Genomic DNA, 15389 nt, shown 5'->3' with positions numbered 1-15389 from the left:
GCGCGAGAACGGCAGAGGGCACGAGCACGGGCTCAGCTCAGCGGCATCCGCGGGAACCTGCGCTCCTTCTCCGCCAGTTCGGCCTTGACCACGGCCGCGTACTGGTCGACGTACTCCTGCTCGGACAGCGACAGGATCGCGTACATGAGCTCGTCGGTGACGGCGCGCAGGATCGCCTTCTCGTTCTCCATGCCCGCGTAGCGGGAGAAGTCGAGGGGCTTGCCGAAGCGGATCACCACGGGGTGGATGCGCGGGACGACCCGGCCCGGCGGCTGCGCCTCGAAGGTGCCGATCATCGCGCACGGGATGATCGGCACACCGGCCCTGAGGGCCATCACCGCCACTCCGACCTTGCCCTTGTAGAGCCGCCCGTCGTGCGAGCGGGTGCCCTCCGGGTAGATGCCCAGCAGCTCGCCCTTGCGCAGTACGCCGAGCCCCTCGCGGATCGCGGCCTGTCCCGCGTCCTTGCCGGAACGGTCCACCGGAATCTGTCCGGCGCTGCGGAAGAAGGCCGCGATCAACCGGCCCTTGATGCCCGGTCCGGTGAAGTACTCGGCCTTCGCGAGGAAGGTGATGCGCCGCTTGAGGATCGCGGGCATCAGGAAGTGGTCCGCGAACGAGAGGTGGTTGCCCGCGACGATGGCGGCGCCCGACGCCGGTACGTGCTCGAGGCCTTCGATGCGGGGCCGGAAGAGCACTCTCAGCAGGGGTCCCAGCACCACGTACTTGAGCAGGTAGTAGAACAAGGGGGCGCTCCTCCATCCGGCGGATCACGAGGACCGCCGCGTTCCAGCAGGTCAACCGGGGCGTCGTGGGGTGCAAGTGTAGGTGCAGGCGCAGTTACGGGGAACCGCTTCCGGCCTTACCGGCGTGGCCCGTTGACGGCCCGTCCTCGATGCACTCCGGTCTCCCTTCACAGCCGCACGATGACCAGCGCGGTGTCGTCGGTCGCGCCCCCGGGCGGCAGCAGTTCCAGCAGAACGGCGTCGGCCAGGAGCTCGGGGTCCTGCGTGCAGTGGCGGCGCAGGGAGTCGGCGAGGCGGGCCAGGCCGGTGTCGATGTCCTCGCGGCGGCGCTCGACCAGACCATCGGTGTACAGCGCCAGCGTGGCGCCGTCGGTGTACGTGGTGACGGACTGCGGCCGGGGGACCGGGTCCGGGTAGGCGTCGAGCGGTGGATCGGTCGCCTGGTCGAGGAACTCCACCCGGCCGTCGGCATGGACCAGGACGGGCGGGGGATGCCCGGCGCTGCTGTAGGTGATGGTGCGGTGGTCGAAGTCGATGAACGTCGCGACCACCGTGGCCGACTCGGCGCCGTCGACGACGTGGGCGTAGCGTCCCAGGACGTTCAGCGCCTGCGCGGGGCCCTCGGCGACCCGGCAGGCCGCGCTGAGCGCGCTGCGCAGCTGGCCCATGACGCCGGCGGCCGCCAGGCCGTGTCCGACCACGTCCCCGACCGCGACGCCGATGCGGTTGCCGCCCACCAGGTCGACCAGGTCGTACCAGTCTCCGCACACGTTCAGCGCGCCGACCGCGGGCCGGTAGCGCACGGCGGCCCGGTGGTGTCCCACTTGCCTGCGGGCCGACAGCATCGCCTCCTGGAGGGCGAGCGCCACCTCGCGCTCATGGGCGTGGGCCCGGCGCAGCCGCTCGTTGAGTTCCTGCAGTTCGCGGGCGCGCGTGTACAGCTCGGCCTCCAGCACCCGGGCCCGGCCGCCGCCGGGGCCGCCGCGGGCCCGGATCAGTTCGGTGACCTCCTCGACCCGGTGCACCAGCAGCACGACCTTCCCGTCCGCGTCGAAGACGGGCGCGTTGACCGGGCTCCAGTAGCGCTCCTCCCACTCCCCGGGCCGGTCGGGGCAGGCCACGTCGTACCGCTGCAGGGCCATGGCGTCCCGCTCGCCGGTGGCGAGCACCCGGGAGAGCGAGGCCTCCAGGTCGCGCATGCCCGTCGCGGTGGGGTCGTTCGGGTTGTCCGGGAAGACCTCGAAGAGATGGCGGCCGATCATCTGTTCGCGGGTGCGCCCGGCGACCCGCAGAAACTCCTCGTTGGCGTCCGCGTACATCAGATCGGGCGTGAGCAGCGCGACCATGCCGGGCAAGGCCTGGAACACTCCCGCGTAGTCGACCGCCGTATCGTTCATGACGCACGCCCCATCTGCCCGCATTTGCGCTATTTTCCCACGCCATGAGACACGCGGGACGCCCGCCCTCCCCGGGTGGTCACACCGGAGGGTCCGTCAGTGACTGCTCGGCCCAGATGATCTTTCCTTCGGGGAGGAAGCGCGTGCCCCACCGCTGGGTGACCTGGGAGACCAACAGCAGTCCGCGCCCGCCCTCGTCCGTGGTGCGTGGATGGCGCAGATGGGGCGCGGTGGCCGCGCCGTCGAAGACCTCGCAGATCAGGGTGCGCTCCCGGATCAGCCGCAGCCGGATCGGACCGGCGGCGTGCCGGATCGCGTTGGTGACCAGCTCGCTGACGACCAGTTCCGTGGTGAACGCCAGTTCGTCGAGCTCCCACTCCGACAACTGCCGGTTCGCCGCCTTGCGGGCGTCGGCGACGACCGCCGGGTCGGCGGGGAGGTCCCAGGCCGCGAACTGATGGGCGTCCAGCCGCCGGGTGCGGGCCATCAGCAGGGCCACGTCGTCGTGCGGGCGGGCCGGGGCCAGGGCGTCGACCAGGTTCCGGCAGCGCAGGTCCAGCGAGGGTGAAGGGCGCTCGAGCGCAGTGCGCAAACGGTCGCGGTCGGCGTCGATGGTCCATTCCTGCGCCCCGCGCGCCAGCAGACCGTCGGTGTGCAGCGTGAGTGTGCTGCCCTCGGCCAGGATCAGCTCGACCGACTCGAAGGGCGACCCGCCCACGCCCAGCGGCGGCCCCTGGGGAAGCTCCACGAAGGTGATACTCCCGTCGGGCTCGATCACGGCCGGCGCGGGATGGCCGGCGGCCGCCATGAGGCATCGGCCCTCCACCGGGTCGTAGATGACGTACAGGCAGCCGGCGCCGAGGGTCCGGGCGCTGTCGGCCTCCTCGGAGTCCGTTTCGATGCCCTCCTCGTAGACCGACCGCGCGACCAGGTCGTCCAGATGAGCGAGCACTTCCTCGGGCGGCAGGTCCAGCGCCGCGAGGGTCCGTACGGCCGTCCGGAGCCGGCCCATGGCAGCGGCGGCGTGGATGCCGTGCCCAGGAACCTCACCCACCACGAGGGCCACGCGCGCGCCGGACAACGTGATGAGGTCGTACCAGTCGCCGCCGAGCCCCGTCAGCTCGTCGGCGGGTCGGTAGCAGGCGGCCACCTCCACCGCGTCCTGTTCGGGCAGCCGGTGCGGCAGCAGGGTGCGCTGGAGGACCAGCGCGGCCTCGCGCTCGCGCGTGTAGCGGCGGGCGTTGTCGACGCACACGGCCGCCCGCGACACGATGTCCTCGGCCAGGCCCAGGTCGTCCTCGTCGAAGGGCTCCCGCTGGTGCCGCCGGAAGAACGTGGTGATGCCCAGAGTGACGCCCCGCGCGCGCAGCGGCACGATCAGCACACTGCGCAGCCCCAGCTCCGTGAAGGTGGCCTTGCGGCCGCCCGGTATGTTCGTCGCCCACTCCCTGGCCAGCGGGTCGAGGCGCTCCTCGCGCCACGACGTGCCCGTGGACAGACAGCGGACCGGGGGCGATCCGGCCAGATAGGCGGCAATGTGCCCGATACCTACGACGGCCTCCTGCAGATTCCCGGGCACCGACTGATGCGCGGCCCGCCGAAGCCGCAGCGGATCCGAGTCGCGCAGCGGTCCGGGCGCGATCTCCGCGCCTCGCAGCACCGGCTCCAGCAGGTCCACGGCGACGAAGTCGGCGAATCCCGGTACCACCACGTCGGCCAGCTCCTGCGCGGTGCGCATGATGTCCAGGCTGCGGCCGATGCGCTCGCCGGCCCGGTCCAGCAGCGCCAGGCGCTGCCGCGCCCGGTGCCGCTCGGTGATGTCCACGACCGTGTAGTACACGCCCATCGGGTGGCCGTGCTCGTCGTCGAGCCGGGTGAAGGACAGCATGTGCGCGATCTCCCGGTGCGGCGCGGACCGCACGTGGCCGATGTGCTCGTAGCCGATCACCGATTCGCCGGTCTCCAGCACATGCCGCATCCGGGCCTCGACGGACTCGGCGTCGAAGCCCGGCTGGACGTCCGCCATCCTGAGCCCCAGCCGCCGGTTCGGCGCCCCGCCGCCGAACCGGGCCAGGGCGGCGTTCGACCACACGTAGCGCAGGTCCCTGTCCACGATCGCGATGCCGATCGGCGACCGGTCGACCAGCTGCTCCAGCATGGTGCGGCTCATGTCCCAGCCGGGGGACCCGGCGAGGTCGGACAGCAGTACCAGCAGCCGCGCGGGGCCCGCGCTCTCCTCGGCGGGGGTGATCCGGGCCATGACCCGTACCGGCTGCCCGTCCTTGCGCCGGGCCGTGAGCAGCCCTGCCCAGCAGCCCTCCACGCGGCACCGCTCGACCAGCTCCGGGACCCGCTCGGCGTCCTGTGCGGTCAGCAGGTCGGCCAGCTTCCTGCCCACCGCCTCCGACGCCGGGTAGGCCAGCAGCCGCTGCGCGTCGCCGGTCCAGCACGTCACCACGCCGCGTGTGTCGAGCAGCAGCGGTGCGGCGTCGGCGACGTCGAAGCGCCGGCGAGCGACGTCGTGCTCCTCGTTTGCGCCCACGGCCGACCTCTCTGTCGTTGAGAGTGCCCTACCACCTCTTGACTCAATCTTCGCCCTTCGGACCCGGAGGGCGCCCGCCGCTGTGCGCACACGGCGATTCGCCCGCCCGAGCCGGGAAGACTCGGACGGGCCGTCCGCCGGAGGGGGCGTCAGGCTGTCCGCGGCGGCACGCTCTCCTGCCCCGCGAGCGTTGGTGCGGCCGGTGCCGGTGCCGGTGCCGGTGCCGATAGCGGAACCGGAACCGATGCCGACGCCCGCCCGTCGCACGTGCGGGCGGCCGTGCAGCACCGCCGACAGCGTGTCGCCGACTCCGTCAGGCCGCTCGCGTCAGCACCTTCTCCAGTGCCCCGAGCGCCCGCTCCAGCTCCTCGCCGGTGATCGTCAGTGGCGGTGCCAGGCGGATCGTGGAGCCGTGGGTGTCCTTGACGAGGACGCCCTCGTGCATCAGGCGTTCGCTGATCTCGCGGCCGGTGCCGATGGCCGGGTCGATGTCGACGCCCGCCCACAGCCCGCGTGCGCGGAAACCCACCACGCCCTTGCCGACCAGCCCGGTCAGACCGTCGCGCAGGACCGTGCCCAGCTCGGCGGCCCGGCGCTGGAATTCGCCCGACTCCAGCAGCTCCACGACGGCCGTACCGACCGCGGCGGCCAGCGGATTGCCGCCGAACGTGGAACCGTGTTCGCCCGGCCGCAGCACGCCCAGGACCTCCCGGCGGGCCACCACCGCCGACACCGGCACGATGCCGCCGCCCAGTGCCTTGCCCAGCAGCAGAACGTCCGGGACGACCCCCTCGTGCTCGACGGCGAGAGTGCGGCCGGTGCGGCCCAGGCCCGACTGGATCTCGTCCGCGACGAACAGGCAGTTCCTGCGCCGGGTCAGTTCGCGGACGCCGGCCAGGTAGCCGTCGTCCGGGACGACGACGCCCGCCTCGCCCTGGATCGGCTCGATCAGCACCGCGGCCGTCGTCTCGTCGACCGCCGCCTCCAGCGCCGCGAGGTCGTTGTAGGGCACCACGCGGAAGCCCGGTGTGAAGGGGCCGAAGCCGGTGCGGGCCGTCTCGTCCGTGGAGAAGCTGACGATGGTCGTCGTACGGCCGTGGAAGTTGTCCGCCGCGACCACGATGGTGGCCTGGTCGGCGGGCACGCCCTTCACCTCGTACGCCCACTTGCGAGCCACCTTGATGCCGCTCTCGACCGCCTCCGCGCCCGTGTTCATGGGCAGCACCATGTCCAGGCCGGTCAGCGACGCGAGCCGCTCGGCGAACTCGGCGAGGCGGTCGTTGTGGAAGGCGCGCGAGGTGAGGGTCAACTGGTCGAGCTGGCGGTGGGCCGCCTCGATCAGCGCCGGGTGGCGGTGGCCGAAGTTGAGCGCCGAGTAGCCGGCCAGCATGTCGAGGTACCGCCGGCCCTCGACGTCCTGCACCCAGGTGCCCTCGGCACGGGCGACGACCACGGGCAGCGGATGGTAGTTGTGCGCGAGGACGGGCTCCTCCGCGCGGATCAGTTCGGCGGAGGTGCGGCTTTCCGGAAGCGTGCGTGCGGGTGCGGTCATCAGCGGATCTCCTGGGTGCAGCACTTGATGCCACCGCCGGCCTTGTGGAACTCGGACAGGTCGACGGGGACGGGGACGTAGCCGTGGTCGTCGAGCCGGGCGGCCAGCGCCTCGGCCTGCGGCGCGATGAAGACGTGGCGACCGTCGGACACGGAGTTCAGGCCCCATGCCATCGCGTCCTCGCGGGTCGCCAGGACGGCGTCCGGGTACAGCCGCGCGAGCACCTCGCGGCTGCCGGGCGAGAACGCCTCCGGGTAGTACACGATCTTGTCGTCGCCGAGGACGAACAGCGCCGTGTCCAGGTGGTAGAAGTACGGGTCCACCAGCGTCAGGCTGATCACCGGGTGGCCGAAGAACTCCTGCACCTCGCGGTGCGCCTCCCGGGTGGTACGGAATCCGGTGCCGGCCAGGACGTACCGGCCGGTCCACACCAGGTCGCCCTCGCCCTCACAGACCGACTCGGGCCGGTGGACGTCGAAACCCGCCGTCTTGAACCACGTGTCGTAGTGGACGGACTCGGGGCGCCGCTCGGGCGCGTGGAAGAGGGAGCCGAAGACGCGGCCGTCGACGACGACCGCCGAGTTCGCGGCGAAGACCATGTCCGGGAGACCCACGACCGGCTCCACTGCGTCGACGGTGTGGCCGTGGGCCCGGTAGGCGCGGATCAGCGCCTGCCACTGCTCCTGGGCCAGATCGACGTCGACATGGGTGTCGGGTTGCATCCAGGGATTGATCGCGTACTGCACGGCGAAATGTCTGGGTTCGCAGACGAGAAAGCGCCGGGAGCGCGGCACACGGCTGTCGGGCACAGAGGGGTCCCTCCGTTTCCTGCGGTGTCGACTGAGGGTTGACACCAAGGTAGGAAGTGAGAGGGCCGGACAACAAGGAACCAAGACTGCGTGTTCACGCAGCATCGCTGCGTCTTCAGGCCCGTCACCGCACGTCTGATGCGCTCCGCGCGGTCTCCTCCGGCGCGGGCTGGCTCGCACCCGCCTCCGGGCTTTCCGGGAGGAGGTGGGACAACACCATCACACTGATCGTCTTCCGGATGAACGGCTCCGTCCGGATCCGTTCCAGCACCTCCTCGAAGTGCTCCACGTCCCTGGCCCGCACGTGCAGCAGCGCGTCCGCCCCGCCGGTCACCGTCATCGCCGCCGTGATCTCAGGATGGTTGCGCACGACCTCCGCGAGCCGCCGCGGCGGCGCCGCGCCCTCGCAGTACACCTCTACATACGCCTCCGTGCGCCAGCCCAGCGCCGACGGCTGCACCGTGGCCGTGAACCCGGTGATGACCCCCGTGTCGCGCAGCCGGTCCACGCGGCGCTTCACCGCCGTCGAGGACAGACCGATCGCCGCGCCGATCTCGGCGAAACTCGTTCTGGCGTTCGCCATCAGAGCGGTGAGGATCTTCCGGTCGAGCTCGTCGAACGGCGCGGGCCTGCTGTTCATGGCGGCACTGTATCCAGCGCGAACGTCCACGCAGAGCACATGTCCAGGGGTACGGATTGCTCCTACACTGCACGTTCATGCTGCGCGCCCTCGCCGTCGACGACGAACGCCCCTCACTCGAGGAACTGCTCTATCTGCTGAACGCGGATCCCAGGATCGGCAGCGTGGAGGGCGCCGGCGACGCGACCGAGGCGCTGCGCCGCATCAACCGCGCCCTGGAGTCCGGCCCGCACGGCCCCGAAGCGATCGACGTCGTCTTCCTCGACATCCACATGCCCGGCCTCGACGGCCTCGACCTGGCCCGGCTGCTGACCGGCTTCGCCCAGCCCCCGCTGGTCGTGTTCGTCACCGCCCACGAGGACTTCGCCGTCCAGGCCTTCGACCTCAAGGCCGTCGACTACGTGCTCAAACCGGTCCGCAAGGAACGCCTCGCCGAGGCGGTCCGCCGCGCCGCCGAACTGCGCGGCAGCGCACCGCGGATACCCGTGCACGAACCCGACCCCGACCACATACCCGTCGAACTCGGCGGCGTGACCCGCTTCGTCGCCGTCGACGACATCACCCACGTCGAGGCCCACGGAGACTACGCCCGCCTGCACACCGGCCGCGGCAGCCACCTCGTGCGCATCCCGCTGTCCACCCTCGAGGAACGCTGGCGTTCGCGCGGGTTCGTCCGCATCCACCGCCGCCACCTCGTCGCCCTGCGCCACATCGGCGAACTCCGCCTGGACGCGGGTACGGTGAGTGTCCGGGTCGGCGCCGAGGAACTCCAGGTCAGCCGCCGCCACGCACGCGAACTCCGGGACCTGTTGATGCGCCGGACGACGAGCTAGGGAGGACTTCATGCCCCAGGACTCCGCCGAGCGCCGCGTCGTCGTCACCGGCCCGCCCCGCCGCAGCCTCCCCCACGCTCGGCTTCGCGCGCGCGGGCGGTACACCCATGCCTCCGGCTACTACCGCCCCCGCACCGAGATCGACGAGCAGACCACCCTCGGCCACACCTACGTCCGCTCCCTGATGCGCACCCAACTGCGCGCCGCCCTCGCCGTGTTCGCGGTCCTCGTGCTGCTCGTCGGCCCGCTGCCGCTGCTCTTCGCGGCCATGCCGGACGCCCGGCGCCTCGAATGGGCGGTCCTGGGCTTCTGCCTGTACGCGCCGCTCGTCCTGCTCGCCCGCTGGTACGTGCGCCGGGCGGAACGCAACGAACGGGACTTCGTGCTCCTCGTAGAGGACCGCTGACCGCCGTGAACTCCGGCTACGCCGTCCCCGCCGTCGCCCTCGTCGTCGTCGCGACCGTCCTCGTCGGCGCCTTCGGTCTGCGCATATCCCGCACGACCTCCGACTTCTACGTCGCCTCCCGTACCGTCGGCCCCCGCCTCAACGCGGCCGCCATCAGCGGCGAGTACCTCTCCGCCGCCTCCTTTCTCGGCATCGCGGGACTGGTGCTCGTCCAGGGCCCCGACATGCTCTGGTACCCCGTCGGCTACACCGCCGGCTACCTGGTCCTCCTCCTCTTCGTCGCCGCCCCGCTGCGCCGCTCCGGCGCCTACACCCTCCCCGACTTCGCCGAGGCGCGGCTGGCTTCCCAGGCGGTGCGGCGACTCGCGGGCGCCTTCGTCGTCGGCGTCGGCTGGCTGTACCTGCTGCCCCAACTCCAGGGCGCCGGGCTGACGTTGACGGTACTGACCGGGGCGCCCGACCTGCTCGGCGGAGTGATCGTGGCGGTCGTGGTGGTCGCGACCGTCGCCGCCGGCGGCATGCGCAGCATCACCTTCGTGCAGGCCTTCCAGTACTGGCTGAAGCTCACCGCCCTCCTCGTCCCCGTCCTGTTCCTGGTCCTCGCCTGGCAGGGCGACGGAGCACCTTCGCACGCCTTCGAGGAACCGGCCGCCTTCCGCGAACAGCGCTCCGTCCGGGTCGATTCCACCCTCGACCTGAAGCTGGACCGGCCGCTGACCGTGACCGTCAGCGGCACGGTCGACGGCCGCCCGCACGACGGCACCCCGCTCACCCTTCCCGCCGGCACCCACCGCGTCCAGCAGGGCACCCGCCTGACCTTCGCCGAGGGAACCCGGGTCCCCGCGGCCCACCGCGGCAGCAACGGCGGCATGTCGACGTCGCTGGCCGCGGGCCGCGAGGAACGCCCGCTGTACGCCACGTACGGACTGATCCTCGCCACCTTCCTCGGCACCATGGGACTGCCGCACGTCGTCGTCCGCTTCTACACCAGCCCGCACGGAGTCGCCGCCCGCCGCACGACGGTGGCTGTGCTCGCCCTGATCGGCGCCTTCTACCTCCTGCCGCCGGTCTACGGCGCACTGGGCCGCCTGTACGCCCCCGAACTCACCCTCACCGGAGACGCGGACGCCGCCGTCCTGCTGCTGCCCGGCCGGATGATCGGCGGCCTCGGCGGCGACCTGCTCGGCGCGCTGGTCGCCGGGGGAGCCTTCGCCGCGTTCCTGTCCACGGCTTCGGGGCTGACCATGGCCGTGGCCGGCGTGCTCACCCAGGACGTCCTCCCGTCGCGCGGCGTACGGCACTTCAGGCTCGGCACGGTGCTCGCCATGGCCGTACCGCTCGCGGCGAGCGTCCTGGTCGGCGGCCTGCCCGTCGCCGACGCGGTCGGGCTCGCCTTCGCCGTGTCCGCGTCGTCGTTCTGCCCGCTGCTGGTCCTCGGCATCTGGTGGCGGCGGCTGACCCCGCCCGGAGCGGCGGCCGGAATGCTGGTGGGCGGCGGCTCGGCGTTCGTGGCCGTCGCCGCGACCATGGCGGGCTTCCCGGGCACGGGCAGACTGCACGCCCTGCTCGCCTGGCCCGCGCTGTGGTCCGTACCGTTGGGCTTCCTCACCATGGTGCTGGTGTCCCTGGCGACCCCGGGCCGGGTGCCGGCCGGGACGGCGGCGATACTTGCGCGGTTCCACCTGCCGGAAGAACTCCGCACGGAGGAACTGCGGGCGGAGGCGAAGACGTGAGCGGATTCCTGGCGGGCCTGTGCGTGGCGATACTGCCGTTGCTGGCCGCGGGTTTCTGGCTGGGGCGGCGCACGGCACGCCCGGAGAGCCAGGGCGACCTCGGCACCCCCGTCGAGCACGCCACCTTCCAGACCCTGCACACCGCCTCCCTCGCCGCACCCCCGCTCAGGGAGGGCCTCACCGAGGAGACGGCCCGCAGATCGGCGCGCACGCTGCGCTCGCTGCTCGGCACGGACGCGCTGTGCCTCACCGACGACAAGGACGTCCTCGTCTGGGACGGGGTGGGCGGCCACCACCGCGCCGAGGTCAGGGAGCGGCTGGCCGGCCCGCTGGAGACCGGCCGCGGCGAGGCGTTCCGACTGGACTGCGACGCGCCCGACTGCCCGGTGCGCTGGGCCGTCGTCGCCCCGCTCACCGTCGACGACCGGGTGCACGGCGCGCTGGTCGCCTGCGCGCCCCGCGAGTCGGCGGTCCTGGTCCGGGCGGCCGGCGAGGTCGCCCGCTGGGTCTCCGTACAGCTGGAGCTGGCCGACCTCGACCAGTCCCGCACCCGCCTGATCGAGGCCGAGATCAAGGCCCTGCGCGCCCAGATCTCCCCGCACTTCATCTTCAACTCGCTGGCGGTGATCGCCTCGTTCGTGCGCACCGACCCCGAGCGGGCCCGCGAACTGCTGCTGGAGTTCGCCGACTTCACCCGCTACTCGTTCCGCAGGCACGGTGACTTCACCACCCTTGCCGACGAACTCCACGCCATCGACCACTACTTGGCGCTGGTACGGGCCCGCTTCGGCGACCGGCTCTCCGTCACCCTCCAGATAGCCCCCGAGGTCCTGCCGGTCGCCCTGCCCTTCCTCTGTCTCCAGCCCCTCGTCGAGAACGCCGTCAAGCACGGCCTGGAGGGCAAGGCCGACACGTGCCGCATCCAGATCACCGCACAGGACGCGGGCGCCGAGGCCCTGGTGGTCATCGAGGACGACGGCGCCGGCATGGACCCCGGCCTGCTGCGCCGCATCCTCGCCGGCGAGGTCAGCCCGTCCGGCGGCATCGGGCTGTCGAACGTCGACGACCGGCTCCGGCAGGTGTACGGCGACGACTACGGGCTCGTCATCGAGACCGCCGTCGGGGCGGGCATGAAGATCACCGCCCGGCTGCCGAAATACCAGCCGGGCGTGCACTCGGCAGGCCGGCTCACCGAGGTGTGACGCCCCGGACGCCCTCGCCGGGCCGGCTGTCGAGGTGTGCCGCTCAGGTGCTGCGGGTGACGATCATGCCCAGAGTGAGCAGGCCCAGCACGACCCAGCCGAACCACAGCCAGCCGTTGCTGCCGAGCGCCACCGTGTAAGCCGTCACCACGACGAGTCCGCCGAGGGTGAGTACCCCCATCGTCCTCGTGGAACCGTCCGTAGAACCGGGCATCGCGACACCCTCCTCAGGACACCCTCCTCAGGGTGCGTCCCCCTCCATGGTGCCCCCGTTCTGCTTCCGTACGGTGCATACGACGGTATGCGTTTTCGATTTCCATGGCCCGGCGCCGGTCCAGGAGCCGGCTTCGTACACCGACGGGTCGAAACCGTAGTCACCGGGCGGCACGTCCCGCGCGCACGCCGCGTCGGACTCGGTACGGGCTTCGGTGAGCGTGACGTCGGCCGGTAGACGGGTGAAACCGATGACCATCTCGTCGTGCGGCCCGGAGCAGGACACCAGCCGGGCGTCCCGGTCGGAGCGGGTGTCGAGGCAGTCCCGCTTCTGCATGTTCGAGGTGTCGGTGAAGGCCGAGCCGAGCTTGCGGTGGCCGGCCAGCGGCCCGTACACCGGCCCGTGCGCGCCCAGTACGAGACAGGCCGTGCGCCGCCCGGCGGCCTCGAACCCGGCCCCCGTCGGCACGACCGCGTACCCGCGCACATCAGCGAGCCGCTCGCGGACCTCCCGCGTCCGCTCCTCGCACCGAACCGGCCCCAGCTTGCGCGCCTCGTCCGCGGAGGCGGCCCCGACGAACGCCATCACCTGCCCGTCGGGCGCCTTGTCCCGGCAGCTGGGGTCCAGGGCGAGGCGGGGTGTGCCCGCGAAGGGGGTGCCGGGCCAGTCGGCCAGCAGGCAGTCGCCGTCCCGCAGCGGCTCGGCGAGCCCGACCGTGTCGCCGTACGGCGCCGCCGTCCGGCCGGTGGTCCCCGGGGCCGGGGCGAGGGCGTACCAGACGCCGGCCAGGGCGAGGACCAGCCCGAGGAGCCCGGCGACGACCGCGTGCCGGACGGGGCGGCGGGTGGGCGGGAGCGGGGGCACAGGTGCCGGCGACGCCTGCGCACCGCTCCAGTGCGGCTGCGAGCCCAGGTCGGTCTGGGTGCGGGCGTACGCGTCTGCCTGCGGCGTGACGATCCGCGACAGCGCGGCCTCCGCCTCCGGCGCCGTCATCCGCCGAGCCGGGTCCTTCTCGAGGAACGCGCTCAGTACGGGACCCAGCGCGCCCGCGCGCACGGGCGGCCGCGGCTCCTCCATGACCACGGCGGTGACCTCGGCGAGGTGCGAATCGCGCTCGAAGGGACCGTGCCCCTCGACCGCGTGGTACAGCGTGCAGCCCAGCGAGAACAGGTCGGCGGCCGACGTGGGCGGACCGCCGGTCGCACGCTCCGGCGCCAGATAACCGGCCGTGCCCACGAGCACCGACGCCAGCGTGTACCGCGTCTCCCCGGCGTCGGGCTGCACGGAGATGCCGTAGTCGGTGAGCAGGACCCGGCCGTACGGGAATCCGCCGCGGTCGGGCGCCAGCAGGATGTTCGCCGGTTTCACGTCCCGGTGCATGATGCCCAGCTCGTGCCCGGCGGTCAGCGCGTCCAGCACGGCCAGCCCGATGCGCGCGCACTCGGCCGGGGCGAGCGGCCCGCGCCGGTCCACCAGCTCCCGCAGGTCGACGGCGTCCGCCACGTACTCCATGACGATCCACGGCAGCCCCTCGTGCTCCAGCGCGTCGTGCACGGTCACCACGTGCGGATGCCCGCGCAGTCCGGCCGCGTGCCGGGCCTCGGCCCGCGCCCGGGCGACCCGGGCCTCCCGCTCGTCGGCCTCGGCCGCGTCGCGGAAGACGATCTCCTTGAGTGCGACCTCGCAGGCCAGTCTCCGGTCGTGGGCGAGCCACACATGGCCCATGCCGCCACTGCCGAGCCGGTTCAGCAGCAGATACCGGCCGGCGATGACCCGGCCCACTCCCGACGTCGGTGATCCTGAAGGCATCCGGTGACTCCCGGTGTCTGCGGGGGTGCTACGGCTACGTGGTCGCGGGGGAAGTGCTCGCGGGCTCGGTCGTGACCGGGGTGGTGGCGGCCGGCTCGGTCGTGACCGGCTCACTCGTGACCGGAGCGCTGGTGGCGGGCGCGCTGCTCGTGACCGGAGCGCTGGTGGCGGGCGCGCTGCTCGTCTCCGGCGGTGGCGGTGGCGGTGGCGGCGGGCTCGGCGGGGGCGAGCCGCTGACCTCCGGGGCGGAACTGGTGACCGGCGGCGCGGAGGTGGTGACGGGCGGTGCGGAGCTCGTCGCCGGCGGCGTCGAGGCGGCCGGCGGGCTCGACGAGGGTGCCTCGGACGATGCCGAGGGTGTCCCGGACGATGCGGAGGGGCCGGAGGACGAGGGCGCCGGTGCCGACGTCGACGGGGACTGCCCCGGTGCGGTCGGCTGCGACGACGCCGCACCCGGGGGAGGGGTCGTGGGGTCAGGCGCGGAGGTGGCCGGAGTGGTCGCCCCCCTGCTCGTCCCACCCGCCACGCTGAGCGTGACGTACGCACCGAACCGCAGCTCGGTCCCCGCCGGCGGGTCCGACGCCATGACCTCCGCGTCGTCGGGCGGCAGCCCCGGCCCGCCGTACGCGGCGGCCAGCCCCCGGTCGGTCAGCTCCCGGCTCGCCTGCCCGAAGGTCGTCCCGGCCAGGTTCGGCACCGCGCGCCGCTTCCGCGTGTCGAACGTGGAGTCGTCCTTGCCCGTCGTGCCGACCGGCCGATCGATGCCCCGGTCCGGTTCGGCCACGTCGACGAGCGCGAGCCGCTCCAGGGACCGGGGCGCGGGGCGCACGGCGACCACGGAGGAACGGTCGTATCCCCGCCACTTCTTGTTCCCGTCCTCGAACTTGACGGAAATCCGGCTCGTGTCACCCTCGAAGGGACGCAATGGATTTCCGCACGAGCACTTGACGGCGGGAAGCCCCTGCTCGTCGACGAGAATCGCGATTCCGGCCTGAAGCAGAGAGTTGAAGGGGACGGCCTTCTCCTTCTTGTAGTCGTGGTTCCGCACGAGAGTGTCGTGACGCAGCAGAACGGGTGTGAGCCGGTCGAGATAGTCCGGAATCCGGTCGGTGGTGATACCCAGCGCACTCGCCCACGCCCGGGCCTTCGGGTGGTTCGCGGGATCGGTGAGGAAGCGCCTGAGTTTCTCGACGTCACATATCGTCGGCTGCCGCGTGCCCCCGTACAGTCCGGGAGCGTCCCCCTGCTGCAAACTCCCTGGCACGGGCTGCGAACGGATGTCCGCGTCGTGGCCCAGCCCGCTGTCCTCGTCGAAGAACGGTGCGAGCGAGGGCACGCCCGCGGCGACCGCCTTCACTGCGAACGAAGGTGCGCCCCGGTCGCACCCGGTCAACACCAGAGCGAACAACAGGAGGACGATCATCCTCCGAATCGCCGATTTCCCCGTCATTAGCATGAACGCGCGAATTGTCATCACCGCTCCCCCCGGCGGTTCCCCCAATGCGC

At 72.3% G+C, this 15389-nt stretch carries 13 protein-coding genes; 4 read left to right on the top strand and 9 right to left on the bottom strand.

Going from position 1 to position 15389, the window contains the following annotated elements; translation table 11 throughout:
- Positions 1–32: 32 nt before the first annotated feature.
- From ACFY16_RS38475 to ACFY16_RS38450, 6 genes are all read right to left on the bottom strand, one after another.
- Positions 33–746: a lysophospholipid acyltransferase family protein gene (locus ACFY16_RS38475; RefSeq protein WP_351146053.1), complete on the bottom strand. Its 714-nt coding sequence runs from the start codon at positions 744–746 to the stop codon at positions 33–35.
- A 167-nt stretch (positions 747–913) separates the two neighbouring features.
- Complete coding sequence (locus ACFY16_RS38470) at positions 914–2143, bottom strand: PP2C family protein-serine/threonine phosphatase (protein WP_390651878.1); 1230 nt, start codon at positions 2141–2143, stop codon at positions 914–916.
- Positions 2144–2222: 79 nt separating this feature from the next.
- Positions 2223–4685 (bottom strand): SpoIIE family protein phosphatase, encoded by a 2463-nt coding sequence (locus ACFY16_RS38465; protein ID WP_390651877.1) that lies wholly within the window; start codon positions 4683–4685, stop codon positions 2223–2225.
- Between the two features lie 313 nt (positions 4686–4998).
- Complete coding sequence (gene rocD, locus ACFY16_RS38460) at positions 4999–6237, bottom strand: ornithine--oxo-acid transaminase (RefSeq protein ID WP_390651876.1); 1239 nt, start codon at positions 6235–6237, stop codon at positions 4999–5001.
- Complete coding sequence (gene ddaH, locus ACFY16_RS38455; RefSeq protein WP_390651875.1) at positions 6237–7046, bottom strand: dimethylargininase; 810 nt, start codon at positions 7044–7046, stop codon at positions 6237–6239. The genes rocD and ddaH overlap by 1 nt, the downstream gene beginning before the upstream one ends.
- Positions 7047–7170: 124 nt before the next feature.
- Positions 7171–7686, bottom strand: a complete 516-nt coding sequence (locus tag ACFY16_RS38450) for an Lrp/AsnC family transcriptional regulator (protein ID WP_390651874.1) — start codon at positions 7684–7686, stop codon at positions 7171–7173.
- Positions 7687–7763: 77 nt separating this feature from the next.
- Between ACFY16_RS38450 and ACFY16_RS38445 the strand changes: the two genes are divergently transcribed.
- The 4 genes from ACFY16_RS38445 to ACFY16_RS38430 are packed head-to-tail and all read left to right on the top strand — an operon-like array spanning position 7764 to position 11860.
- Complete coding sequence (locus ACFY16_RS38445) at positions 7764–8519, top strand: LytR/AlgR family response regulator transcription factor (RefSeq protein WP_390651873.1); 756 nt, start codon at positions 7764–7766, stop codon at positions 8517–8519.
- Positions 8520–8529: 10 nt separating this feature from the next.
- On the top strand, positions 8530–8925 hold the full coding sequence (locus ACFY16_RS38440) for a hypothetical protein (RefSeq protein ID WP_390651872.1): 396 nt from the start codon (positions 8530–8532) through the stop codon (positions 8923–8925).
- A 5-nt stretch (positions 8926–8930) separates the two neighbouring features.
- Positions 8931–10658, top strand: coding sequence for a cation acetate symporter (locus ACFY16_RS38435; protein ID WP_390651871.1), 1728 nt, complete (start codon positions 8931–8933; stop codon positions 10656–10658).
- On the top strand, positions 10655–11860 hold the full coding sequence (locus ACFY16_RS38430) for a sensor histidine kinase (protein ID WP_390651870.1): 1206 nt from the start codon (positions 10655–10657) through the stop codon (positions 11858–11860). The genes ACFY16_RS38435 and ACFY16_RS38430 overlap by 4 nt, the downstream gene beginning before the upstream one ends.
- Positions 11861–11903: 43 nt before the next feature.
- On the opposite strand, the gene ACFY16_RS38425 is transcribed toward ACFY16_RS38430, so the two are convergent.
- The 3 genes from ACFY16_RS38425 to ACFY16_RS38415 are packed head-to-tail and all read right to left on the bottom strand — an operon-like array spanning position 11904 to position 15306.
- Positions 11904–12074, bottom strand: a complete 171-nt coding sequence (locus tag ACFY16_RS38425) for a hypothetical protein (RefSeq protein ID WP_390651869.1) — start codon at positions 12072–12074, stop codon at positions 11904–11906.
- A gap of 27 nt (positions 12075–12101) precedes the next feature.
- Entirely contained in the window at positions 12102–13883 is a 1782-nt protein-coding gene (locus ACFY16_RS38420; protein WP_390651868.1) for a protein kinase, read from the bottom strand.
- Positions 13884–13917: 34 nt separating this feature from the next.
- Complete coding sequence (locus tag ACFY16_RS38415) at positions 13918–15306, bottom strand: DUF6777 domain-containing protein (RefSeq protein ID WP_390651867.1); 1389 nt, start codon at positions 15304–15306, stop codon at positions 13918–13920.
- Between the last annotated feature and the right edge of the window lie 83 nt (positions 15307–15389).

Origin of the sequence: Streptomyces sp. NPDC001315, assembly GCF_042896175.1 — a bacterium.
Classification (GTDB): Bacteria; Actinomycetota; Actinomycetes; order Streptomycetales; family Streptomycetaceae; genus Streptomyces.
This window is presented reverse-complemented; position numbering and strand designations above follow the sequence as displayed.

Excerpts from the sequence above, each read along its gene's own strand:
- ACFY16_RS38450 (WP_390651874.1), bottom strand. The coding sequence starts at position 7,686 with ATGAACAGCAGGCCCGCGCCGTTCGACGAGCTCGACCGGAAGATCCTC.
- ACFY16_RS38420 (WP_390651868.1), bottom strand. The coding sequence starts at position 13,883 with ATGCCTTCAGGATCACCGACGTCGGGAGTGGGCCGGGTCATCGCCGGC.
- ACFY16_RS38440 (WP_390651872.1), top strand. The coding sequence starts at position 8,530 with ATGCCCCAGGACTCCGCCGAGCGCCGCGTCGTCGTCACCGGCCCGCCC.
- ACFY16_RS38415 (WP_390651867.1), bottom strand. The coding sequence starts at position 15,306 with ATGATCGTCCTCCTGTTGTTCGCTCTGGTGTTGACCGGGTGCGACCGG.
- ACFY16_RS38470 (WP_390651878.1), bottom strand. The coding sequence starts at position 2,143 with ATGAACGATACGGCGGTCGACTACGCGGGAGTGTTCCAGGCCTTGCCC.
- ACFY16_RS38425 (WP_390651869.1), bottom strand. The coding sequence starts at position 12,074 with ATGCCCGGTTCTACGGACGGTTCCACGAGGACGATGGGGGTACTCACC.
- rocD (WP_390651876.1), bottom strand. The coding sequence starts at position 6,237 with ATGACCGCACCCGCACGCACGCTTCCGGAAAGCCGCACCTCCGCCGAA.
- ACFY16_RS38445 (WP_390651873.1), top strand. The coding sequence starts at position 7,764 with ATGCTGCGCGCCCTCGCCGTCGACGACGAACGCCCCTCACTCGAGGAA.